Source organism: Pseudomonas sp. GW460-LB5 (genome assembly GCF_059423245.1).
On the sequence record NZ_JBWKXT010000019.1, the window covers coordinates 31959 to 54092 of the forward strand.

Genomic DNA, 22134 nt, shown 5'->3' on the forward strand with positions numbered 1-22134 from the left:
CGCCTGCTTCGCGGGCAAGCCCGCGAAACAGGCGACGCCGGCCCGAAGCCCTACAAAGATAAGGCGAAACCGTGACCCTTCACCTCCAAGCCGCAGGCCTGGCCTGCGAGCGCGACTGGCGCTTGCTGTTCGAGCAGCTCGATTTTGAGCTGGGCGCCGGCGACATGCTGCAAATCAGCGGTCCTAATGGCAGCGGCAAGACCAGCTTGCTGCGCCTGCTGGCCGGCTTGATGCAGCCGACCGCCGGGCAGATTCTGCTGGGCGGCAAGCCACTGGCCGAGCAGCGCCATGCGCTGGAAAGCATCCTGCTGTGGATTGGCCACGCCGCAGGTATCAAGGACCTGCTCACCGCCGAGGAAAATCTCACCTGGCTGTGCGCCTTGCACCAGCCGGCCAGCCGCGAGGCGATCTGGGCGGCGCTGGAGGCGGTCGGCCTGCGCGGTTTCGAAGACGTACCCTGCCATACCCTGTCAGCTGGTCAACAGCGCCGCGTGGCCCTGGCCCGGCTGCACCTGGCTTGCCCGCCGTTATGGATTCTCGACGAACCGTTCACCGCGCTCGACAAGCAAGGCGTGGCCCAGCTGGAAGCGCACCTGGCGGCACACTGCGAACAGGGCGGCACGGTGGTGCTGACCACCCACCACACGCTGGAACGCAAGCCCTCCGGTTACCGTGAACTGAACCTGGGGCAATGGGCGGCATGAGCGTATTCATTTTGTTGTTGCGTCGCGAAGCGCGGCTGCTGTTCCGTCGCCCTGCCGAGCTGGCCAACCCGCTGGTGTTCTTTGCCATCGTCGTGGCGCTGTTCCCTTTGGCGGTCGGCCCAGAAAGCCAATTGTTGCAAACCTTGTCGCCGGGCCTGGTCTGGGTGGCGGCACTGCTGGCAGTGCTGCTGTCGCTGGACGGCTTGTTCCGCAGCGATTTCGAGGACGGCTCGCTGGAGCAGTGGGTGCTGTCACCGCATCCACTGGCGTTGCTGGTGCTGGCCAAGGTGCTGGCGCACTGGATCTTTTCCGGGCTGGCACTGGTATTGTTGGCGCCGCTGCTGGCGCTGATGCTGGGGCTGCCGAGCCATTGCCTGCCGGTGCTGCTTGGCTCCTTGCTGCTGGGCACGCCGGTATTGAGCCTGCTGGGTGCGGTGGGCGCCGCCCTGACGGTCGGTCTGAAGCGCGGTGGTTTGTTACTGGCGTTGCTGATTCTGCCGTTGTATATCCCTGTATTGATCCTGGGCAGTGGTGCGTTGCAAGCGGCATTGCAAAATATGCCCGCAACCGGCCACCTGCTCTGGCTCGCCAGCCTGACGGCCCTGGCCGTGACCCTGGCACCCTTTGCGATAGCGGCCGGCCTGAAGATCAGCGTCGGCGAATAACGAGTCCCGGGCTCTCAAGCCCGGCAAATACCCTGGATGTACCCTGATGAAAATAAGCTGGACGTGGTTCCACAAGCTGGGCTCCCCGAAATGGTTCTATGCCATCAGCGGCCGCATGCTGCCATGGCTGGCCGGCGCTGCCGTGCTCCTGCTGCTGGTCGGTATCACCTGGGGCCTGGCGTTTGCCCCCCAGGACTACCAGCAAGGCAACAGCTTCCGCATCATCTACATTCATGTGCCGGCGGCGATGCTGGCGCAATCCTGCTACGTGCTGCTGGCCGTCGCCGGTGTGGTGGGGCTGGTGTGGAAGATGAAACTGGCCGACGTCGCCCTGCAATGTGCCGCGCCCATCGGCGCCTGGATGACCGCCGTGGCGCTGGTTACCGGCGCTATCTGGGGCAAGCCGACCTGGGGCAGCTGGTGGGTGTGGGACGCCCGCCTTACGTCCATGCTCATTCTGCTGTTCCTGTACTTCGGCATTATTGCGCTGGGCCAGGCGATCAGTAATCGTGACAGTGCGGCCAAGGCCTGCGCGGTGCTGGCGATTGTCGGCGTAGTCAACATCCCGATCATCAAGTACTCGGTGGAGTGGTGGAACACCCTGCACCAGGGCGCCACCTTCACCCTCACCGAAAAGCCGGCGATGCCCGCCGAAATGTGGCTGCCGTTGCTGTGCACGGCGTTGGGTTTCTACTGTTTCTTCGGCGCCGTGCTGTTGCTACGCATGCGCCTTGAAGTGCTCAAGCGCGAGGCGCGCGCCAGTTGGGTCAAGGATGAAGTGTTGAACAGCCTGGGGCGGAGGGCCGCACAATGAGCTTTGCCACCTTCGGTGATTTTCTCGCCATGGGCCACCATGGCCTGTACGTGTGGTCGGCCTATGGCATCTGCCTGGCAGTGCTGGCGCTGAATGTCGCCGCGCCGCTGCTGGCCCGTCGTCGCTACCTGCAAGAAGAGGCGCGCCGTTTGCGCCGGGAGAACAACCAGTGAATCCGCAGCGCAAGAAACGCCTGTTGCTCATCGTCGGCCTGCTGGTCGGTGTCGGGGTTGCCGTCGGCTTTGCCTTGAGCGCATTGCAGCAGAACATCAACCTGTTCTATACGCCCACCCAGATCGCCAATGGCGAAGCGCCGCTGGACACCCGCATCCGTGCTGGCGGCATGGTCGAGAAAGGCTCGGTGCAGCGCTCGTCCGACTCGCTGGACGTGCGCTTTGTGGTCACCGACTTCAACAAGTCGGTGCCGATCACCTACCGCGGCATCCTGCCTGACCTGTTCCGCGAAGGGCAGGGCATTGTTGCCCTGGGCAAAGTCAACGCCGACGGCGTGGTGGTGGCCGATGAAGTACTGGCCAAGCACGACGAGAAGTACATGCCGCCCGAGGTCACCAAGGCCCTGAAGGAAAGCGGCCAGGCCGCCACAGGAACGGAGGCCAGGCCATGAATGCGGCGCTGGTTATACCCGAACTCGGCCAGTTGGCGATGATCCTGGCCATCTGCTTTGCCACCGTGCAGGCCAGTGTGCCGCTGCTTGGCGCGTGGCGTGGCGACAGCCTGTGGATGAGCCTGGCACGGCCGGCGGCCTGGGGGCAATTCGCCTTCCTGGCTTTTGCCTTCGCCTGTTTGACCCATGCCTTCATGACCGACAACTTCTCGGTCGCCTATGTGGCCAGCAACTCCAACAGCGCCTTGCCCTGGTACTACAAATTCAGCGCCGTGTGGGGCGCCCACGAGGGTTCGCTGCTGCTGTGGGCGCTGATCCTGGGCGGCTGGACCTTTGCCGTGTCGGTGTTTTCGCGGCAGTTGCCGCAGGTGATGCTGGCCCGCGTGCTGGCAGTGATGGGCATGATCAGCGTCGGCTTCCTGAGCTTTTTGATCATCACTTCCAACCCATTCCAGCGCCTGCTGCCGCAAGTGCCCACTGACGGTCGCGATCTAAACCCGTTGCTGCAGGACTTCGGCCTGATCGTTCACCCGCCGATGCTGTACATGGGCTACGTGGGCTTCTCGGTGGCCTTTGCCTTCGCCATTGCCGCCTTGCTCGGCGGCCGTCTGGACGCTGCCTGGGCGCGCTGGTCGCGGCCCTGGACCATCGTCGCCTGGGCTTTCCTGGGGGTCGGCATCACCCTGGGCTCCTGGTGGGCCTACTATGAGCTGGGCTGGGGTGGCTGGTGGTTCTGGGACCCGGTGGAAAACGCCTCGTTCATGCCTTGGCTGGTGGGCACGGCGCTGATCCACTCGCTGGCGGTGACTGAAAAGCGCGGGGTGTTCAAGAGCTGGACCGTGCTGTTGGCAATTGCCGCATTCTCGCTGAGCCTGCTGGGTACTTTCCTGGTGCGTTCCGGCGTGCTGACCTCGGTGCACGCATTTGCTGCCGACCCATCGCGGGGCATTTTCATCCTGTTCTTCCTGTTGTTCGTGGTCGGTGGTTCGCTGACCCTGTTCGCCCTGCGCGCACCGGTGGTCAAGAGCCAGGTCGGTTTCGCCCTGTGGTCGCGCGAGACGCTGCTGCTGGCCAACAACCTGGTGCTGGTGGTGGCCGCATCGATGATTCTGCTCGGCACGCTGTACCCGCTGGTGCTTGATGCCCTGACCGGGGCCAAGCTGTCGGTGGGGCCGCCCTATTTCGATGCCTTGTTCCTGCCGCTGATGGCACTGCTGATGGTGGTAATGAGCGTGGGCGTGGTGGTGCGCTGGAAGGACACCCCGGGCAAATGGCTGGTCAGCATGATGACCCCGGTGCTGATCGGCAGTGCCATTCTTGCTCCGGTTGCCGGTTTTATCGTTGACGACTTCGACTGGCCGACCCTGACCGCCTTCGCCCTGGCTGCCTGGGTGGTACTTGGCGGGCTGCGCGACATCCTCGACAAGACCCGTCACAAAGGCCTGCTCAAGGGCCTGCCTGGCCTGGGCCGCAGCTACTGGGGCATGCAACTGGCACACCTGGGCCTGGCGGTGTGTGCGCTGGGTGTGGTGCTGTCGAGCAACAACAGCGCCGAACGCGACCTGCGCATGGCCCCGGGCGAAAGCGTGGAGCTGGGTGGCTACCAGTTCCTGTTCCAGGGCGCCAAGCACTTCGAAGGGCCGAACTTTATCTCCGACAAGGGTACGGTGGTCGTCAGCCGTGGTGGCCGTGAAGTGACGACCCTGCACCCGGAAAAGCGCCTGTACACCGTGCAGCAATCGATGATGACGGAAGCCGGCATCGACGCCGGCTTTACCCGCGACCTTTACGTTGCCCTTGGCGAGCCGCTTGAGAACGGCGCCTGGGCCGTGCGTGTGCACATCAAGCCTTATGTCCGCTGGATCTGGCTGGGCGGTCTGCTGACCGGCCTGGGCGGGTTGCTGGCGGCACTCGACCGGCGCTACCGCGTCAAGGTCAAGACCCGGGTGCGTGAGGCCCTGGGCGTGTCTGGAGCAGCTGCATGAAGCGTTGGATCATGGTAGTCCCCCTGGCAGTGTTCCTGCTGGTGGCGGTGTTTCTCTACAAGGGGCTGTTTCTCAAGCCCGACGAGCTGCCTTCGGCAATGATCGGCAAACCGTTCCCGGTGTTTTCCCTGGCTTCGACCCAGGGCGACCGGACCCTGACCCAGGCCGACTTGCAGGGCCGCCCGGCATTGGTCAACGTGTGGGCCACCTGGTGCCCGTCGTGCAAGGTCGAGCACCCCTACCTGAACCAGCTGGCGCAGCAGGGCGTGGTGATCCACGGCGTCAATTACAAGGACGACAACGCCGCTGCGCAGAAATGGCTGGCCGAATTCCACAACCCTTACCAGCTGGACATCCGTGACGAGCAGGGCAGCCTTGGCCTGGATCTCGGGGTGTACGGCGCGCCGGAAACTTTCCTGATCGACGCCAAGGGCATCATCCGCTACAAGCATGTGGGCATTGTCGATGCCACGGTGTGGCGTGAGCAGCTGGCACCGCTGTACCAGGGCCTGGTCGATGAGGCCAGGCAATGAGGCGCTGGCTGGCAGCTGCCGTGCTGGGCATGAGCCTGGGCAGTGTGGCCAAGGCGGCCATCGACACTTACCAGTTCCGCGATGAAGCCGAGCGCGAGCGCTACCAGCAGTTGACCAAGGAACTGCGTTGCCCCAAGTGCCAGAACCAGGACATCGCCGATTCCAACGCACCGATTGCTGCCGACCTGCGCCGAGAGATCTTCCGCATGCTTGGCGAAGGCAAGAGCAACCAGCAGATCGTCGACTTCATGGTGGACCGCTACGGTGACTTCGTGCGCTACAAACCGGCGCTCAGCGGGCGTACCTGGCTGTTGTGGTTCGGCCCGGGCATCCTGTTGGCCGGTGGTTTCGTGGTGCTGGCGGTGATCGTGCGCCGACGCCGTGGTACGGCTTTGCCGGGCAACAACGAGCTTTCTGTCGAAGAACGCGAGCGACTCGCCAAACTGCTGGAAAAAGAACAGACCCATGATTGAATTCTGGCTTAGCGCGGGCCTGCTGCTGCTCGCCGCCCTCAGCTTTTTGCTGATCCCGATCCTGCGTGGCCGCCGTCGCCAGCAGGAAGAAGACCGCACTGCCCTGAACGTGGCCCTGTATCAGGAACGCGTTGCCGAACTGGCTGCCCAGCAGGCTGCCGGTGTGCTCGATGAGGCACAGTTGGCCAAGGGCCGTGACGAGGCTGCCCGCGAATTGCTGGCTGATACCGAAGGCGCCGATGCCCCACGCCAGGGGCATTTGGGCAAAGCCCTGCCGCTACTGGCTGCCGTGCTGGTACCGCTGATGGCGCTGGGGCTGTACCTGCATTTTGGTGCGGCCGACAAGGTGGCGCTGACCCAGGAATTCGCCGAAGCACCCAAGTCGATGGAAGAAATGACCACGCGCCTGGAGCGTGTGGTGCAGGCCCAGCCTGAGTCGGCCGAGGCCGTGTATTTCCTGGGCCGTGCCTACATGGCCGAGCAGCGCCCGGCCGATGCTGCGCGTACTTTCGAGCGGGCGGTGGCCTTGGCTGGCCGCCAGCCCGAGCTGCTGGGCCAGTGGGCCCAGGCCCTGTACTTTGCGGCCGACAAGCAGTGGAGCCCGCAGTTGCAGGCACTGACGGATGAAGCGCTGAAGGCCGACCCCAACGAGGTGACCAGCCTGGGCCTGCGCGGTATCGCGGCCTTTGAAGGCGAGCGTTACCAGGAAGCCATCGACTACTGGAAGCGCCTGCTGGCGCAGTTGCCGGAAGGCGATGCATCGCGCGATGCCCTGCAAGGCGGCATCGACCGCGCTGCCGAACGCCTGGGTGGCCCGGCAGGGCAGGCTGCAGAGCCCGCGCCGGTGGCTGCGCGGATGAAAGTGCGGGTGGAACTGGCGGCGGCACTGAAGGACAAGGTAAAACCTGACGATACGGTGTTCATCTTCGCTCGCGCCAGCAATGGCCCGCCGATGCCCCTGGCAGCCAAGCGGGTGACGGTGGCGCAGTTGCCGATCGAAGTGGAGTTGTCCGATGCTGACGCGATGATGCCGCAGATGAAACTGTCGCAATTTGCCGAAGTCCAATTGGTTGCACGGGTTTCCCGCGCTGGCCAGCCTACCCGCGGCGAGTGGATTGGCCAGGGCGCGCCGTTGCCCAGCACCACCCAGGCTACCCAGCACCTGACCATCGACAGCCCAGACCTGTAAGAGAGCAAAGCCATGCACAGCACCGTCCGCCTGACCCTGATCACCCTGGCCCTGGGTTTGTCTGCGTGTACGGTGCATCAGCCGTATGAACAGCCGGCACCCCCGATCGAGCGCGTGCCGCCGCAGGGGCCGGTGGTCAAGCCGTTGCCGGGTGGGCAACCGTCCACCCAGCCGAGCAAACCGGCGGCGATTCCCAAGCCGATGCCGCGTACCTCGGCCAGCTTTGCGCCACCGCCTGGCGGTGCCAGCCACTGGGACCCCAAGCTGGGTGTATATGTATTGGAAAAGCAGCCCAATACGTTCTACCGGCAGCGTACGTACTACCGGTTTGATAACGGCTGGAGCTGGTCGCTGAGCCCGAATGGGCCTTGGCAGGACACTGACAGCAGTGGCGTGCCGGGTGGGTTAGGGCGAGCGTTCGCCCAGTAACCCTGCTTCGGCTTTTGCTTTTGCTTTTGCTTTTGCTTTTGCTTTTAAGCGCGCGGTAGCTCAGGCGACGCAGATTGCGACTTCAGGAGGCCGAGCGCAGGGCTTGCGGAGGGAGGTGACGGGCATGGATGCCCGTCAAGCGCTGGGCCCCAGGATGGGGCCTGCAGCGCGGTCCTCCCGGGAGCAAGCCCGGAGCGAGGGGACCCCGGAGCGCAGCGTAGGGGCCGGATGATGGGAGCCAGCGTTTTTTGGTTACTTTTTGTCGCGTTTGACAAAAAGTGACCCGCCGTAAGGGCGGAAAGGTGACTTGACGCTACCTTCGAAAATGAATGTCAGCCTCCTCATTGATGCCCACGCCTCCACGCCTCCAAGCGACAAGCGAAACGGTGCTGGTTTTTAGCTCGCGCATAGGCCATTTGCGATGGCGACGCACACTCACCTTTTCGCCCTTACGGCGAGTCACTTTTTGTCAAACGCGACAAAAAGTAACCAAAAAACGCTGCGCTCCCATCATCCGGCCCCTGCGCTGCGCTCCGGGGTTCCCTCACTCCGGCCTCGCTCCCGGGAGGACCGCGCTGCAGGCCCCATCCTGGGGCCCAGCGCTTGACGGGCATCCATGCCCGTCACCTCCCTCCGCAAGCCCTGCGTTCGGCCTCCTGAAGTCGCGAAGATCAAGATCAAGATCAAGAGCAAGAGCAAGAGCAACGGCTATAGCGGAGCAGCACAGTACAGTTTTGCCTTGTTATTTCAATTGACTGTACTGGCTGGTGACTCCGCATAATGACGCCTCGAATTGACCCGGAGGTGGCATGCGCAAGACAGTCCTGGTACTGGTAGAAACCGTCGACGATTACCTGCCCATGCTGGAGCAGGCCGGTTACCGCCTTATCCGTGCCCCCTTACCGCAACTGCGCGCCGAGGCCATTCAGCGCCACGCCAGTGAAATCGATGCCGTGCTCACTCGCGGCCCGCTGGGGCTGACTGCCGCCGAAATCGACGCATTGCCCAAGTTGCAGATCATCTGCGTGATCGGCGCCGGCTACGAGCAAGTCGACCTGGTTGCCGCCGCCGCCCGCGGCATCACCGTAACCAATGGCGCTGGTGCCAATGCCAGCGCAGTCGCCGACCACACCCTGGCCCTGTTGCTGGCACTACTGCGCGACATTCCCCGTGCTGATGCCAGCACCCGGCGCGGTGAATGGAACCGGGTGATCAGCCCCTCGGTGAGCGGCAAACGCCTGGGTATTCTTGGCCTCGGGGCGGTGGGCCAGGCCATTGCCAAGCGCGCCAATCTGGGCTTCGACATGTCCATCAGCTATCACAGCCGCACGCCGCGCGAAGATGTACCTTACACCTGGTACGACAGCCCGCTGCACCTGGCCGCTGCTGTCGACATCCTGGTCGTGGCCACTCCCGGTGGCGCCAATACCCAGCACCTGGTCGATGCTCAGGTACTGCAGGCGCTGGGCGCAAATGGCTATCTGGTGAATATTGCCCGGGCCAGCGTGGTCGACACGCAGGCTCTTATTACCGCATTGCAGCAGGGTCAGCTGGCGGGCGCCGCGCTGGACGTGTTCGACGACGAACCGGCAGTACCCCAAGGCCTCAAGGCTTTGGCCAATACCGTGCTCACGCCCCACGTTGCCGGCCAGTCACCGGAGGCTGCGCGCGATACCGTGACCCTGGTGCTGCGCAACCTGCAGGCCTTCTTTGCCGGCGAGCCGGTATTGACCCCGGTACGCCCGTAACCCCTTTTCAGACATCTGCCTGGCAAGGCCCGGGCAACAAGGAGTGTGTGCATGCAACTCGAAATCTTCCAGGTCGATGCCTTTTCCGCTGAACCGTTCGGTGGCAACCCGGCGGCGGTGATCCCGCTTGAGGCCTGGCTGCCGGACGATGTGCTGCAGCGCATCGCCGAAGAAAACAACTTGTCGGAAACGGCCTATTTCGTGCGCAACGGCGAAACCTTTGACCTGCGCTGGTTCACCCCGACCGTTGAAGTTGACCTATGCGGCCACGCGACTCTCGCGTCGGCCTATGTGCTGTTCGAGCAACTGGGTGAGCAGGCGCAGGTGCTGCGTTTCAATACCCGCAGTGGCGAATTGCGTGTCAGCCGTGGCGCTGACGGGTTGCTGGCCATGGATTTCCCGGCCAAACAACCGGGCATCGTGGAAACCCCGGCGGGCCTGTTGCAAGCGCTGGGCCTGAGCCAGGCACAGGCGGTGTACCGTAGCGATGACTACGTCGTCGTGATTGATGACGCCCTGTTGCTCGATACGTTAAAGCCTGACTTTGTGGCACTTTCGGCCTTCGACGTGCGCGGCATTGCCGTGACGGCTGCAGGGCGTGGCTTTGATTTTGTCACCCGCTGGTTCGGCCCGCGGGTCGGCGTGAATGAAGACCCGGTCACTGGCTCGGCACACACCTCGCTGGCGCCGGTGTGGGCTGAGCGCCTGGGCAAGCAGGTGCTCAGCTGCGAGCAGGGCGGTGCACGTAAAGGGCAGCTGCTGTGCGAAGTACCGGGCAATGGCCGGGTGATCATCAGCGGGCGGGCGGCGTTGTACCTGCGCGGCACTGTGTACATCTGACGCTTCACGCGATCCTTTGTAGGCGCGGCCTTGTGTCGCGCGCGGCGCAACGCGCGCCCCTCGGCTTTCGCGTAGATGCATCACCCAAGGGGCTGCTTTGCAGCCCGATCGCGACACAAGGCCGCTCCTACACCGACCGCGTTGCAGCTGGCATCTATAATTGCTGGCCCATCTTCCGCTCAAGGAGCCAGCCATGGCCCTGGAAAAACAAGGCACCTGCCTGTGCGGCGCCACCACGCTCAAGGTCACCGTCGACAACACCCATATCAGCGCCTGCCATTGCAGCATGTGCCGCAAGTGGACCGGCGGCCCGTTGCTGGTGGTGCATTGCAGCCAGCCGCCGGTCATCGAAGGGCGTACCCCCAATGTCTACGATTCGTCCGACTGGGCGCAGCGAGGGTTTTGCGGCCAATGCGGCACGCACCTGTATTACCGGCTGAAGTCCAATGACTTCCATGCGGTGCCGGTCGGCCTGCTGGATGGGGATCAGGAGTGGGATTTCGATCTGCAGATTTTTGTCGAGCAGAAGCCCGCCTGGTACTGCTTTGCCAACCAGACCAAAGAGCTGACCGGTCAAGAAGTGTTTGAGCAGAGCAGTTAAAAGTGGCCTGTCGATCCTTCTTGCCAAACCCGTGCATTCCTGAGAAAAGGGCGGCTTTGTTTTTCAGCGTTGGAGTGTGCCTGTGAGCCAAGAACTGCAGATCATCGACCTGGTCGAGGGTGAAGGCAAAGCCGCCGTCAAGGGCGCCCTGATCACCACCCAGTACACTGGCTGGCTGGCTGATGGCAGCGAGTTCGACTCGTCCTGGTCACGCGGCAAGCCGTTCCAGTGCGTTATTGGTACCGGTCGAGTGATCAAAGGTTGGGATCAGGGCCTGATGGGGATGCGCGTTGGCGGCAAGCGCAAACTGCAGGTTCCAGCACACTTGGGCTATGGCGAGCGCAGCGTGGGGGCGATACCGCCTGGCTCGGACCTGACCTTTGAGATCGAATTGCTGGAAGTGCTGACGCGGGATGATTGAAGCACCGGACATAATTTAGCAACACCCATCCCCTAATCTAGGCTTGCCTAGGGAACGGCATCCACCTCCAGGGAGGAACCAAACGGGTTCAGGGCACTCTGACGCTCACTCGTTGCCAAGGATGGCATTTACTGCAAGGGCGCCCTGCAACCGATGGGGCGATGTGGCGGGTCAACCCGATTTTCTCTGCCACACGAGCCTGCCTTGATGAAGTTGCCCACATTCTTCCGCCGTCGTCGCCATCTGGTACTGAGCCTGGCACTCACGGTCGTCGGCGTACCGCTGGCGCTGGAGGCTGTCGACAGCCGGGCTCAACCGGTGGATGGCACACAGACCCTGGTGTTCCTGCGCCATGCGGAGAAGCCGGGTGAGGGGCTTGGCCAGTTGAACTGCCAGGGCCTCAATCGCGCACTGGACCTGGCAACCTTGCTGCCAGAGCGCTTCGGTAATGCAGACTACGTGTTTGCCGCCAACCCTTCGCGGCAGGTCGAGGAAGGCAGCAAGGACGAAAGCTACAGCTACATCCGCCCGCTGATGACCATCACCCCTAGCGCCATCCGCCTCGGCTTGCCGGTGAATATCGACTACGGCGCCAACGACACCGATGAACTGGCCGATGAATTACTGAGCGACAAATACCGCAACGCGACCATCTACACCGCCTGGTCCCACGGCTACCTGCCTGAACTGATCAACACGGTGGCCGGCAAGGCCTTGGGTGAAGAGCGGGTGATCACCCAGGACTGGAACGGCGATGACTTCGACACCCTCTATGTACTGACCCTGACCTGGCACGACGGCAAGGCTAGCCTGCTCAGCCGCAACGTGCGCCAGGGCCTGAATGACGGTGCGCATAGCTGCCCGACCTGATCCGCTGGTACTGTTTGGCCAGGAAGCCACCACAGGGAAGCGCGATGAAGCAGCGGGTAACGGTAATCGGGGGCGGGGTGGTTGGCCTGGCGACGGCTTACGCGCTTGTTCGTGAAGGGCGGTCGGTTGATTTGATCGAGGCCCGCGACAGCTTGGCGTCGGCGACCAGCTTCGCCAATGGCGGGCAATTGTCCTATCGCTATGTGGCGCCGCTGGCTGATGCCGGGGTGCCGTGGCAGGCATTGGGTTGGCTATTGCAGGGCGAGTCGCCGCTGCGCCTGCGCTTGCGCCTGGACCCGGCGCAGTGGCGCTGGTTGTTGGCATTCACCCTGGCTTGCCGGCGCAGCGTCAATCGCCGAAATGCCGAGCAGCTGCTGGAGCTGGCGCTGCGCAGCCAGGCCGTGCTGGCGCAATGGCGCGAGGACCAGAACCTGGGTGATTTCAACTGGCGGCGCAATGGCAAGCTGGTGGCTTTTCGCAGCGAGCGGGCCTTTGCCCATGGCCGGGCTCAGTTGACGGACCCGGCCAGCCAGCGGGTGCTGGCAGCAGCCGAGTTGCGCGCGCTGGAACCCGCCCTGGAGGGCGCACCGTTTGTGGGTGGCGTGTTCACAGCGGATGAAGAGGTGGGCGATTGCCACTTGTTCTGCCAGCGCCTGGAGGCACTGTTGCGCGCTTCGGGGCAATGCCGTTTCCTGCTTGGGCGGCCAGTGACGCAGCTGGTACGGCGCCAGGACCAGGTCGTAGCGCTGCAACTGGGCAACGAGCAACTGGCCGTGGAACAGTTGGTGCTGTGTGCCGGGCATCGTGGCCCAAGCTTGGCATTACCGGGGGTGCAGATACCGGTCTACCCGCTGAAGGGCTACAGCCTGACGGCACCGATCAGCACTGGGCATCGGGCACCGGAAGTGAGCCTTACCGACTATGAACGCAAGATCGTCTATGCCCGCCTGGGGCAGCAGCTGCGGGTAGCGGCGATGGTGGACATTGTCGGGTTCGACGAATCGGTGGAAAAGCGCAGGTTGCAGAGCATGCGACGGCTGGCGCTGGAGACATTACCGATGGCTGCGGATTATGGGCAGGCGGTGGAGTGGGCGGGCATGCGACCGGCGACACCGACCGGGGTGCCGATCATAGGGGGGACGGTGTATCGCAACCTGTGGCTGAACCTGGGGCATGGGGCGTTGGGGTTTACACTGGCCTGTGGCAGTGCAGAGCGGCTGGCTAGAAAAATCGGTTGACCCTACCGGCCTCTTCGCGGGTAAACCCGCTCCCACAGGTTCACCACAAGCCTGAATGCTGTGGGATACCTGTGGGAGCGGGTTTACCCGCGAAGAGGCCAGTACAGGCAAACCAAACAGTCAGCGGCCCAGGCGCATCGGCCAACCCACCACTTTCTTCACCCGCGGTGTGGCATAGGTGCGCACCTTGGAGGTGCTCAAGCCCATGCGCACCAGCGATTCGGCAATGGTCACCGCTGCGCTCACCCCATCCACCACCGGCACGCCGGTGCGCTGGCGGATCTGCTCGTCCAGCCCGGCCATGCCGCCGCAACCCAGGCAAATCACTTCGGCCTTGTCGTCATGCACGGCGCGTTCGGCCTGCTCGACAATCGCCTCCACAGCCCGCTGCGGGTCGGCTTCCAGCTCCAGCACCGCCAGCCCGCTGGCCCGCACCGAGGCACAGCGGTCATAAAGGCCAGACAGCTTCAGACGGTCTTCGATCAGTGGCACGGTGCGGTCCAGGGTGGTTACCACGGAATAAGCATGGCCCAGGTACATCGCGGTGCTGGCGGCCGCATCGGTAATGTCCACCACCGGCACGTTCAGCAGTTCCTGCAGGCCTTCGCGGCCGTGTTCGCCGTAACCGGCCTGGATCACGGCGTCGTAAGGACCTTCGTAGGCGAGCACCCGGTCCATCACCGCAATGGCAGCCAGGTAGCTTTCGAAGTTGCCTTCCACCGACTCGGCGCCGAACCAAGGGGTAAGCCCCACGATTTCGGTACCGGGTGCGGCTACTGCACGGGCCTGTTGGGCAATGGCTTCGGTGATGGCTTCGGTGGTGTTGACGTTGGCGATCAGAATACGCATGGGCAGTCCTCCCTGATCAATGGCTGCTGTGGTCGACGGCGATGCATTCGCCGCTGACGTCGTGGTAGTGGCGGTTGCGTGGTGCGATCAGCAGGTACAGGACGGCGGCGATGCCAGCACCGATCAGCCAGGAGAACGGGGCCACGCTGTGGAAATGGGGTACCAGGGCCAGCACGATGGCCAGCAACGCAGCAGGCACGAAGGCGGCCACGGCGCGCAGGTTGATGCCCTTGCTGTAGTGGTAGGCGCCGGTCGGGTGCTCGGTGTACAGCTCCGGCACGTTGATGCAGCCTTTGCGCAGCAACCAGTAGTCGGACATGATCACCCCGTACAGCGGGCCGAGCAGGGCGCCCAGGCCGGACAGGAAGTACACGATCACCAGCGGACTGTTGTAGAGGTTCCACGGCAGGATCAGCACCGCCAGGGTGGCGCTGATTAGCCCCGCGCGGCGGAAGTTCAGGTGGCGTGGCGCCAGGTTGCTGAGCACGAAAGCCGGGGCGACGAAGTTGGCCATGATGTTCACCGCCACGGTGACAATCAGGAAGGCTACGCAGCCCAGTACCAGGAACAGCGTGCTGGGGATGGCGGCGACGATCTGGGTCGGGCTGTCGATGATCTGGCCGTTGATCTGGAACTGCGCGCCGCACAGCACCACGGTGATCACGGCAAACACCAGTATGTTCACCGGCAGGCCCCAGAAGTTGCCGACGCGGATGGTCTTGCGGCACGGCGAGGAGCGGGCGAAATCACAGAAGTTCAGTACCAGGGTGCCGTAGATCGCCAGCCACAATGCGCCGCCAGCGAAGATGTTGCGCCACATATCAACGCCGGTCAGTGGCTCGGAGACCGACCAGGCGATGCGCGCGTCGGCCTTGACGTACATGAACACCGCCAGGGCGGCAACGGTCAGCAGGATCACCGGGCCGGCGAAGGCCTCGTAGCGGCGCACCATCTCCATGCCGTAGGCCAGGATCACCAGCTGCACCAGCCAGATCGACACGAAGCACGCCCAGCCCAGGCTCGACAGGCCGAGGATGCTGTCGTGGTCGTAGGCCGCCACTTGCGGCCACACGGCTGTAAGCAGCACACGCAGCACCACCGAGGCCAGGTAGGTCTGGATGCCGAACCAGGCAATGGCAATGACTGCGCGGATCAGCGCCGGTATCTGTGCGCCGTGGATGCCGAAGGCAATGCGGCTGATGACCGGGAACGGCACCCCGGTTTTCTGCCCCATATAGCCGGACAGGTTCATGAAGAAGTACACCAGCGCTGCGCCAATGGCCAGCGACAGCAAAATCTGCCAGCCACCCAGGCCGAGGGCGAACAAGCCCATGGCGAAGGAGTAGTTGGCAATATTGTGCACATCGTTTGTCCACAACGCGAAGATGCTGTAGCCACCCCAGCGCCGCCCTTCGGTGCGTGTCGGGGCAAGGTCGCGGTTGTGCAGGCGCGGGCTCAGCGCCAGTTGCGGCACCTCGCCAACAAGGTTGGAAGCGGGGTGGGTGCTGGCGACGGATAGTTCAGGGGCAAGGTCGAGGCTGCTACTCATTCCGGCGGGCTCCTGATGCACTTTGACTGCGATGAGCGGGCATGCGCACGGGCTCGCCACCTCGTCGGTGCAGCTTGGCATCACAGGGTTCTGGGCGCGGCGGCCGGCTTTGGACCGGCGTGGCGGGTTCTTGTGTATTTATGTTTTGTTTAAGTTGTATACAAAACACGAACACACAAAAGCGAGTTCCATGCCAGGGGAAAGCAAGTTGTAACAGATGGACATTTCGAACTTATCTTTTTGAAAGATAAGTTAATGAAATAAGTGAGGTATAAATTGACCGAATGAACAGGTTTAAATTTTCTGTCGACTATTTAGTTGATCGAATGGTCAAAATTAGTTGCGGGTAGTGTGTAACGCAATGGGGCGTTTCTGAAGAAGGTGCACACAAAAATGGCACTTATGGTGACATTTATGTGTACAAAAAATCGTCAGGTTTTTCTGCGCTGGCCTCTTCGCGGGTAAACCCGTTCCCACAGGGTTCATCACAAGCCCAAATCTGGTGCAGTACTTGTGGGAGCGGGTTTACCCGCGAAGAGGCCGGAACAGGCGAATTCATTCCATTGGCGGCAATCGCCGCTTCACCGGGCTTTTCTTGATGATGGCGGTGTTGGTCTCGGCCAGCACATTGATGCGGTCGAGCAGGGTGTCCAGTTGCTCCATCGAGCGCACATGCAACCGGGCAATGAAACAGTCCTCCCCGGTGACCTTGTCGCACTCGGTGAACTCGGGGATGGCGATGATTTGCCGTTCTACCTCCTGCAGCTGGCCCGGCAGTGGGCGGATGCGCACGATGGCCTGTAACTGGTAACCAAAGGCGCGCGGATCGACCTCCACGGTGTAACCGCGCAGCACACCGCGCTCTTCCAGGCGGCGCAGGCGCTCGCTGACGCTGGGCGCGGACAGCCCGCTGACTTGCGCCAGGGCTTTGAGCGAGCGGCGCGAGTCTTCCATCAGTGCATTGATCAACAGTTGGTCGATGGCATCGGTCATGGTCACCTCGTCAGGTAATTCGCGTAATTTGCCTTGATAGTAAAGGCAAGGATGCAAATCTGCCTTGGTTATCCGCTGGAAGGCTGAGCTGTAACCTTTGCATACTGTTGCCATCAACAACGGGAGGTGTGAGATGGACAGTTCGTTGCGCCGTGGCTCGCTGGAAATGGTCGCCGCCATGCTGATTTCCGGGACCATCGGCTGGTTCGTGCTGGTGTCGGGGCAGCCGGTGCTCGAGGTGGTGTTCTGGCGCTGCGTGTTCGGTGCCGTGACCCTGCTGGTGATTTGCGCCGCTTTCGGCTTTTTGCGGGCCGGAGTCATCAGCCGCACGGCGTTCCTGTTGGCGATCGCCAGCGGCGTGGCCATTGTCGGCAACTGGCTGCTGCTGTTTGCCTCGTATTCCCGTGCGTCGATCGCCATCGGGACCGCGGTGTACAACGTGCAGCCGTTCATGCTGGTGGGGCTGGCAGCGCTGTTTCTGGGCGAAAAGATCACACTGGCCAAGCTTACATGGCTTAGCGTGGCGTTCCTCGGCATGTTGGCCATCGTCAGCGCCCATGGTGCGGGGCAGGGCGGCGGTGAGGAATACTTGCTGGGCATTGCCCTGGCACTGGGTGCGGCGTTTTTGTATGCCATTGCGGCGTTGATCATCAAGCGGCTGAAAGGCACGCCACCTCACCTGATCGCGTTGATTCAGGTAACGACGGGTGTACTGGTGCTGGCGCCGTGGGTCAAGCTCGGCGGATTGCCGGGTGAAGTGCCAGCGCTGGCCAGCCTGTTGACGCTGGGCATCGTCCACACCGGCCTCATGTATGTGCTGCTGTACAGTGCCATTCAGCGTTTGCCCACGGCGTTGACGGGGGCGCTGTCATTCATTTACCCGATTGCTGCGATTCTGGTGGACTGGGTGGCCTTCGGGCACCGCTTGGCGCCGCTGCAATGGCTGGGGGTAGGGCTGATTCTGCTGGCAGCGGCGGGGATGCAGCAGGGATGGTGGTTCCGGCCGGCGCGGCTTGCAGTCAAGAATTGAAGTGACCTTGCCGGCCTCTTCGCGGGTAAACCCGCTACCACAGGATCACCGTAGCTCTGAATACTGTGGGGTCCCTGTGGGAGCGGGTTTACCCGTGAAGAGGCCCTCAAGGTAGAATGCCGCTTTTGCCAGCCTGCGACCCACCATGACTTCCCCGATTCACACCTTGGAGCAACACCTGCTCGCCGCCCTCGACCCTGCCCCGCAGGAAACCCGCCGCCTGTTCCATGGCCGTGGCCGCTGCTGGGCAGGCCTGGAGCAGGTCACTGTCGACTGGCTGCAAGGCGTGCTCTCGGTAGCCCTCTTCCGCGAGCTGCCCGAGGGCCAACTGGCCGAACTGGAAGCCATGCTGCGCAACCTGGCCCAGTGCCCGCAATGGGCCGGCCAAGCCATCCTCATCCAGCACCGCTACTTGCCCGACAGCCCTGGTCAGTGGCTGCTGGGTGAGCCGTGTCAGCAACGTGAGGTGGTCGAGGACGGCCTGTCCTACTTGCTGGACCTGGGGGTGCGGCAAAATATCGGCCTGTTTCTCGACATGCGCTATGGCCGCCGCTGGGTGCGCGAGCAGGCGGCGGGCAAGCGCGTGCTGAACCTGTTCGCCTACACCTGCGGCTTCTCGGTAGCAGCGATTGCCGGGGGCGCCGAGCAGGTGGTGAACCTGGACATGGCCAAGTCGGCGCTGGCACGGGGTCGGGACAACCACCGCCTCAATGGCCATGACGCATCGCGGGTGGCGTATCTGGGGCATGAGCTGTTCAAGTCGTGGGGCAAGGTGCGCAAGTACGGGCCTTACGACCTGATCATCATTGACCCGCCAACCTTCCAGCGTGGCAGCTTCGTGCTGACCCAGGATTACGCGAAGATCCTGCGGCGTTTGCCAGAGTTGCTGAGCGCCGGTGGAACGGTGCTGGCGTGTGTCAACGACCCGGCGATCGGGCCGGAGTTTCTGATCGAGGGGATGGCTGAGCAGGCGCCATCGCTGGCGTTTGTCGAGCGGCTGGAAAACCCGCCGGAGTTTCCGGATGTGGACCCGGCCGGGGGGCTCAAGGCCTTGGTATTCCGCCAGACCTGAAGTTGCCAGTACCGGCCCTATCGCCGGCAAGCCAGCTCCCACAAGGGGCAGCACAACCCTGAATGTGGTGGGGGCCTGTGGGAGCTGGCTTGCCGGCGATAGGGCCAGTGCTGACAGCATCAAGCCCCCAGGGCCTGCAGCGGCAGCGGGTACACCTGGGCAAAGCTGACGTTGTCGGTCTGGTCCACCCGCTTCTTCAGCCGCTCGTTGAACGCTCGGCTCACCGCATATTGCCCGCCGGAAATGGTGCGGAACTGCGCCGTCAGCACAAACCCGTTCAGGTCCATGCGGTCCACCCCGAACACCTGCAGCGGCCCTTGCAGGTTGATGCGTAGCAGCGGGTCTTCGCTGATCGACTTGCCCACTTCATGGATAAGTGCCAGTGACGCATCCACATCACTGTCGTAGGTGAACTGCACCGAGAAAAACGCATAGGCGAACTGCCGCGACTGGTTGGTAACCGCCTTGATCTGACCGAACGGCACCGAGTGCACAAAGCCTTTGCCATCGCGCAGGCGCAACGTACGGATCGTCAGGCTCTCGACGGTACCGGCATGGCCGGAGTCAAGCACGACCCAATCGCCGATGGAAATGGTGTCCTCGATCAGAATGAACAACCCGGTAATCACATCCTGCACCAGTTGCTGCGAGCCGAAGCCGATGGCCAGGCCGATCACCCCCGCACCGGCGAGCAGAGGCGCGACGTTGATCCCCAGGTTGGCCATGGTGGTGATGGTGCAGATGACGATGAGGATGACCTTGATGGCGTTGCGCAGCATCGGCAGGATGGTGCGTACCCGGGTACTCGGCTGGCGCGATGCGCGCCGCCCCACCGCAGGCTTGAGCGCTTCCTGAATGGCAGTATCGAGCACCACCCACAGCAGCCAGGTGACCAGCAGGATCAGGCCGATACTCGACAGCGAATTGCTGATGGCCTGGCCGAGGCTGTTGCTTAGCGCAAAGCCGATCACCGAAACGCCCCAGATGCGCCCCAGCAGTTCGATGAAGGCCACTGCCATGGCGATGCGCAGCAGCGCGTGGGCCAGGCTGCGCAGCAGTTCCCTGTAGGGCCGTACCCGTTGCCCGGCATCTGCGTCGCGCGGTGCCAGCAGGTGTTGCAATAGTGTGCTGACAAACACCGTGGAGACCAGTAGCACTGTGGTCAGCAAGGCCTTCTGCAATGCTTTCTGGCTTTCTTCGCCGGCGCCGATCAGGTGAATGGCCGACACCAAGATCATCAGCAGGATCGGCAAATACCACAGCACCGAAAAGATCCGCAGGGTTTCCTGCACCGCGCGATGCTGCACGCGGTCCTTGAAGGCGCGGTTGCGGATCAGGTGCGCGACCGGGCGGCGCAGGCGGACCACCAGGCTGGCGAAGATGAAGGTGGCAATCAGGCCGGTGGCCACGGCGACGCTGGCGGTGATGTTGCCGCCAAGCTGGCGGGCAATCTGTGGGCTGGTCAGGGCATCGCTCCAGGCAGCGAGAAAGCCGATCATGAACAGCGGGCGGGGGGCCAGGCGTTTGATTACCGCCACAGCGGCGCGTTTGTGGCCGGCGTCGAACAGGGTCACCAGGCACAGGATGATCGAGGTCGAGAACAGGCCGCTGCTGGTGGCGTAGGCCAGGCTCAGGCCCAGTGCGCGCGCTACCGACGGGTCGAGAAAGCGGCTGGCGTACAGTGTCAGCGGTAAGCTGGCCAATGCCGGCAGGGTATAGGGCAGCAAGTAGCCGAGCAGGCTGCTGGCGCGCTTGCGTTCGCGTAGCCAGGGCTTGCCTGAAGCGCGGTTGGCGACCCACCGGCCGAGGCTGGTGAATGCGGCGAAGCTGGCGGCCCAAGTCAGGGTAAGCAGGATGAAGTTGCCGATCAGATGCAGCGAGTCGTCGGCCGAGTGCCGGTCAACCAGGCGCTCGACTTCCTTGGCGGCGCGGTCGGTGCGCAGGCGCCAGGCATCAACCAGATGGGCATCAAGGTCGAGTTCCTGTGCGGCGCTGTCCAGGCCGTCGGCCAGGGCGCCCAGCAGGCCGCCTTGCAAGACCGGTGCGGGTTCGGCGGGTTGTTCTTCGGTGGGGGCGGGGTCAGCGGCAAGCAGGTGGGTGCTCAGCAGGCAGCCGAGCAGCAGGGTTGAGAGAAAGCGCAGCACTGGAGTACTCCTTGGGCCGGGGTGAGCGGGGCAGGGTTACTCAAGGAACTGATTGTCGGTTGATGAAGAAAGTTCGAAGAAGTGTGTCAAAGCAACTGGCCCTATCGCCGGCAAGCCAGCTCCTACAGGCACTGCACACGCTGCGGGCATTGTGCAGTGCCTGCCTGCATCAATTACTGGCCGGTATAGATCTGGTCGAACACGCCACCATCGTTGAAGTGGGTCTTCTGCACGGTGCGCCAGTCACCGAAGGTCTTCTCCACCGACAGGAATTCCACTTTGGGGAAGCGGTCGGTGTACTTGGCCAGTACCGTCGCATCACGCGGGCGCAGGTAGTTGGTGGCGGCGATCTCCTGGGCTGCTGGCGACCACAGGTACTTCAGGTATTCCTCGGCCACAGCCTGGGTACCTTTCTTCGCCACGACCTTGTCGACCACAGTGACAGGTGGCTCGGCTTCGGCCGACACGCTTGGGTAGACCACTTCGAACTGGTCGCGGCCAAACTCGCGGGCGATCATTTCGGCTTCGTTCTCGAAGGTGACCAGCACATCACCAATCTGGTTGGTCATGAAGGTGGTGGTGGCGGCACGGCCACCGGTATCCAGCACTGGCGCCTGTTTGAACAACTTGCCAACGAAATCACGGGCTTTGGCCTCGTCGCCGCCTTGCTTGAGCACATAGCCCCAGGCCGACAAGTAGGTGTAGCGGCCGTTACCCGACGTTTTCGGGTTGGGCACGATCACCTGCACGCCGTCCTTGAGCAGGTCGGGCCAGTCTTTCAGGGCTTTTGGGTTGCCCTTGCGCACGATGAACACAGTGGCCGAGGTGAACGGCGCGCTGTTGTTCGGCAGGCGGGTGACCCAGTTATCCGGCACCAGCTTGCCATTGTCGACCAAGGCGTTGATATCGGTGGCCATGTTCATGGTGATGACATCGGCTGGCAGGCCATCGATTACCGCACGCGCCTGTTTGCTCGAGCCGCCGAAGGACATTTGCACGTTGACCTTCTCTTTGTGCTCGGCTTCCCAGTGCTTCTGGAAGGCCGGGTTGTAGTCCTTGTAGAAGTCGCGCATCACGTCGTAGGAAACGTTCAGCAGGGTGGGGGCGGCCTGGGCGAGGTTGCCCAGGGCCAGGCCTGCGGCGAGCAGCGAGGCGGTGAAGAGTTTTTTCACGTTGCTTCCTTGTTCTTGAAGGGTTTTGGGGCAGAGTGCCAGCGACTATAGCGGGTGGCTTGAAGCGGGATAAAGAACAAAAAACACTTTGGTTATGCCGTTGCCAGTCCCGGCCTCTTCGCGGGCTCGCCCGCTCCCACAGGACCACCACAAACCTGAAAATTGCACGGTATCTGTGGGAGCGGGCGTG

23 protein-coding genes are annotated in these 22134 nt (G+C 63.0%); 18 read left to right on the forward strand and 5 right to left on the reverse strand.

Going from position 1 to position 22134, the window contains the following annotated elements; translation table 11 throughout:
- The first annotated feature begins 71 nt into the window (after positions 1-71).
- The 16 genes from ccmA to AC07XM_RS13815 all read left to right on the forward strand — a co-directional run bounded on the left by ccmA (position 72) and on the right by AC07XM_RS13815 (position 13135).
- The gene (gene ccmA / locus AC07XM_RS13740; RefSeq protein WP_016488400.1) at positions 72-704 is read left to right on the forward strand and encodes a cytochrome c biogenesis heme-transporting ATPase CcmA; all 633 of its coding nucleotides are present in this window, start codon (positions 72-74) and stop codon (positions 702-704) included.
- A complete protein-coding gene (ccmB, locus tag AC07XM_RS13745) occupies positions 692-1369 on the forward strand; it encodes a heme exporter protein CcmB (protein WP_013973563.1) in 678 nt (225 codons plus the stop codon). Before ccmA ends, ccmB begins: the two co-directional genes overlap by 13 nt.
- 46 nt (positions 1370-1415) lie before the next feature.
- Positions 1416-2183: a heme ABC transporter permease gene (locus AC07XM_RS13750; protein WP_012273476.1), complete on the forward strand. Its 768-nt coding sequence runs from the start codon at positions 1416-1418 to the stop codon at positions 2181-2183.
- A complete protein-coding gene (ccmD, locus tag AC07XM_RS13755; RefSeq protein WP_012273475.1) occupies positions 2180-2356 on the forward strand; it encodes a heme exporter protein CcmD in 177 nt (58 codons plus the stop codon). Before AC07XM_RS13750 ends, ccmD begins: the two co-directional genes overlap by 4 nt.
- Positions 2353-2808 (forward strand): cytochrome c maturation protein CcmE, encoded by a 456-nt coding sequence (gene ccmE / locus AC07XM_RS13760; protein ID WP_016488399.1) that lies wholly within the window; start codon positions 2353-2355, stop codon positions 2806-2808. The genes ccmD and ccmE overlap by 4 nt, the downstream gene beginning before the upstream one ends.
- Entirely contained in the window at positions 2805-4793 is a 1989-nt protein-coding gene (locus tag AC07XM_RS13765) for a heme lyase CcmF/NrfE family subunit (RefSeq protein ID WP_016488398.1), read from the forward strand. The genes ccmE and AC07XM_RS13765 overlap by 4 nt, the downstream gene beginning before the upstream one ends.
- Complete coding sequence (locus AC07XM_RS13770) at positions 4790-5326, forward strand: DsbE family thiol:disulfide interchange protein (protein ID WP_016488397.1); 537 nt, start codon at positions 4790-4792, stop codon at positions 5324-5326. Before AC07XM_RS13765 ends, AC07XM_RS13770 begins: the two co-directional genes overlap by 4 nt.
- A complete protein-coding gene (locus tag AC07XM_RS13775) occupies positions 5323-5799 on the forward strand; it encodes a cytochrome c-type biogenesis protein (RefSeq protein WP_023048719.1) in 477 nt (158 codons plus the stop codon). Before AC07XM_RS13770 ends, AC07XM_RS13775 begins: the two co-directional genes overlap by 4 nt.
- Positions 5792-6988 (forward strand): c-type cytochrome biogenesis protein CcmI, encoded by a 1197-nt coding sequence (gene ccmI / locus AC07XM_RS13780; protein WP_070087048.1) that lies wholly within the window; start codon positions 5792-5794, stop codon positions 6986-6988. The genes AC07XM_RS13775 and ccmI overlap by 8 nt, the downstream gene beginning before the upstream one ends.
- Positions 6989-7000: 12 nt before the next feature.
- Positions 7001-7417 carry a hypothetical protein gene (locus tag AC07XM_RS13785; RefSeq protein ID WP_016488394.1) on the forward strand — a complete coding sequence of 139 codons (417 nt, stop codon included), beginning with the start codon at positions 7001-7003 and terminating at the stop codon, positions 7415-7417.
- A gap of 809 nt (positions 7418-8226) precedes the next feature.
- Positions 8227-9165: a 2-hydroxyacid dehydrogenase gene (locus AC07XM_RS13790; RefSeq protein ID WP_016488392.1), complete on the forward strand. Its 939-nt coding sequence runs from the start codon at positions 8227-8229 to the stop codon at positions 9163-9165.
- A 51-nt stretch (positions 9166-9216) separates the two neighbouring features.
- Positions 9217-10005, forward strand: a complete 789-nt coding sequence (locus AC07XM_RS13795; RefSeq protein WP_016488391.1) for a PhzF family phenazine biosynthesis protein — start codon at positions 9217-9219, stop codon at positions 10003-10005.
- 193 nt (positions 10006-10198) lie between these two features.
- Positions 10199-10606 (forward strand): GFA family protein, encoded by a 408-nt coding sequence (locus AC07XM_RS13800; RefSeq protein WP_016488390.1) that lies wholly within the window; start codon positions 10199-10201, stop codon positions 10604-10606.
- Positions 10607-10688: 82 nt separating this feature from the next.
- Positions 10689-11027: an FKBP-type peptidyl-prolyl cis-trans isomerase gene (locus tag AC07XM_RS13805; protein WP_016488389.1), complete on the forward strand. Its 339-nt coding sequence runs from the start codon at positions 10689-10691 to the stop codon at positions 11025-11027.
- Between the two features lie 207 nt (positions 11028-11234).
- A complete protein-coding gene (locus tag AC07XM_RS13810) occupies positions 11235-11897 on the forward strand; it encodes a hypothetical protein (RefSeq protein WP_016488388.1) in 663 nt (220 codons plus the stop codon).
- A gap of 44 nt (positions 11898-11941) precedes the next feature.
- Positions 11942-13135 carry a D-amino acid dehydrogenase gene (locus AC07XM_RS13815; protein ID WP_102688977.1) on the forward strand — a complete coding sequence of 398 codons (1194 nt, stop codon included), beginning with the start codon at positions 11942-11944 and terminating at the stop codon, positions 13133-13135.
- A 120-nt stretch (positions 13136-13255) separates the two neighbouring features.
- Here AC07XM_RS13815 and AC07XM_RS13820 read toward each other — a convergent pair whose 3' ends face one another.
- The 3 genes from AC07XM_RS13820 to AC07XM_RS13830 all read right to left on the reverse strand — a co-directional run bounded on the left by AC07XM_RS13820 (position 13256) and on the right by AC07XM_RS13830 (position 16526).
- Entirely contained in the window at positions 13256-13984 is a 729-nt protein-coding gene (locus tag AC07XM_RS13820; RefSeq protein WP_016488386.1) for an aspartate/glutamate racemase family protein, read from the reverse strand.
- 16 nt (positions 13985-14000) lie between these two features.
- Positions 14001-15533 carry an NCS1 family nucleobase:cation symporter-1 gene (locus tag AC07XM_RS13825; RefSeq protein WP_023047689.1) on the reverse strand — a complete coding sequence of 511 codons (1533 nt, stop codon included), beginning with the start codon at positions 15531-15533 and terminating at the stop codon, positions 14001-14003.
- Positions 15534-16088: 555 nt separating this feature from the next.
- Positions 16089-16526: an Lrp/AsnC family transcriptional regulator gene (locus tag AC07XM_RS13830; RefSeq protein ID WP_019473363.1), complete on the reverse strand. Its 438-nt coding sequence runs from the start codon at positions 16524-16526 to the stop codon at positions 16089-16091.
- 133 nt (positions 16527-16659) lie between these two features.
- Here AC07XM_RS13830 and AC07XM_RS13835 point away from each other — a divergent pair, with 133 nt between their 5' ends.
- Positions 16660-17556 (forward strand): DMT family transporter, encoded by an 897-nt coding sequence (locus tag AC07XM_RS13835; protein ID WP_102688976.1) that lies wholly within the window; start codon positions 16660-16662, stop codon positions 17554-17556.
- A 145-nt stretch (positions 17557-17701) separates the two neighbouring features.
- Complete coding sequence (locus tag AC07XM_RS13840) at positions 17702-18628, forward strand: class I SAM-dependent methyltransferase (protein ID WP_016488382.1); 927 nt, start codon at positions 17702-17704, stop codon at positions 18626-18628.
- Between the two features lie 119 nt (positions 18629-18747).
- On the opposite strand, the gene AC07XM_RS13845 is transcribed toward AC07XM_RS13840, so the two are convergent.
- Together AC07XM_RS13845 and AC07XM_RS13850 are read right to left on the reverse strand one after the other, a co-directional pair.
- Positions 18748-20772, reverse strand: coding sequence for a mechanosensitive ion channel family protein (locus tag AC07XM_RS13845; RefSeq protein ID WP_070086967.1), 2025 nt, complete (start codon positions 20770-20772; stop codon positions 18748-18750).
- Between the two features lie 173 nt (positions 20773-20945).
- Positions 20946-21944 (reverse strand): sulfate ABC transporter substrate-binding protein, encoded by a 999-nt coding sequence (locus AC07XM_RS13850; RefSeq protein WP_016488380.1) that lies wholly within the window; start codon positions 21942-21944, stop codon positions 20946-20948.
- Positions 21945-22134 lie beyond the last annotated feature (190 nt).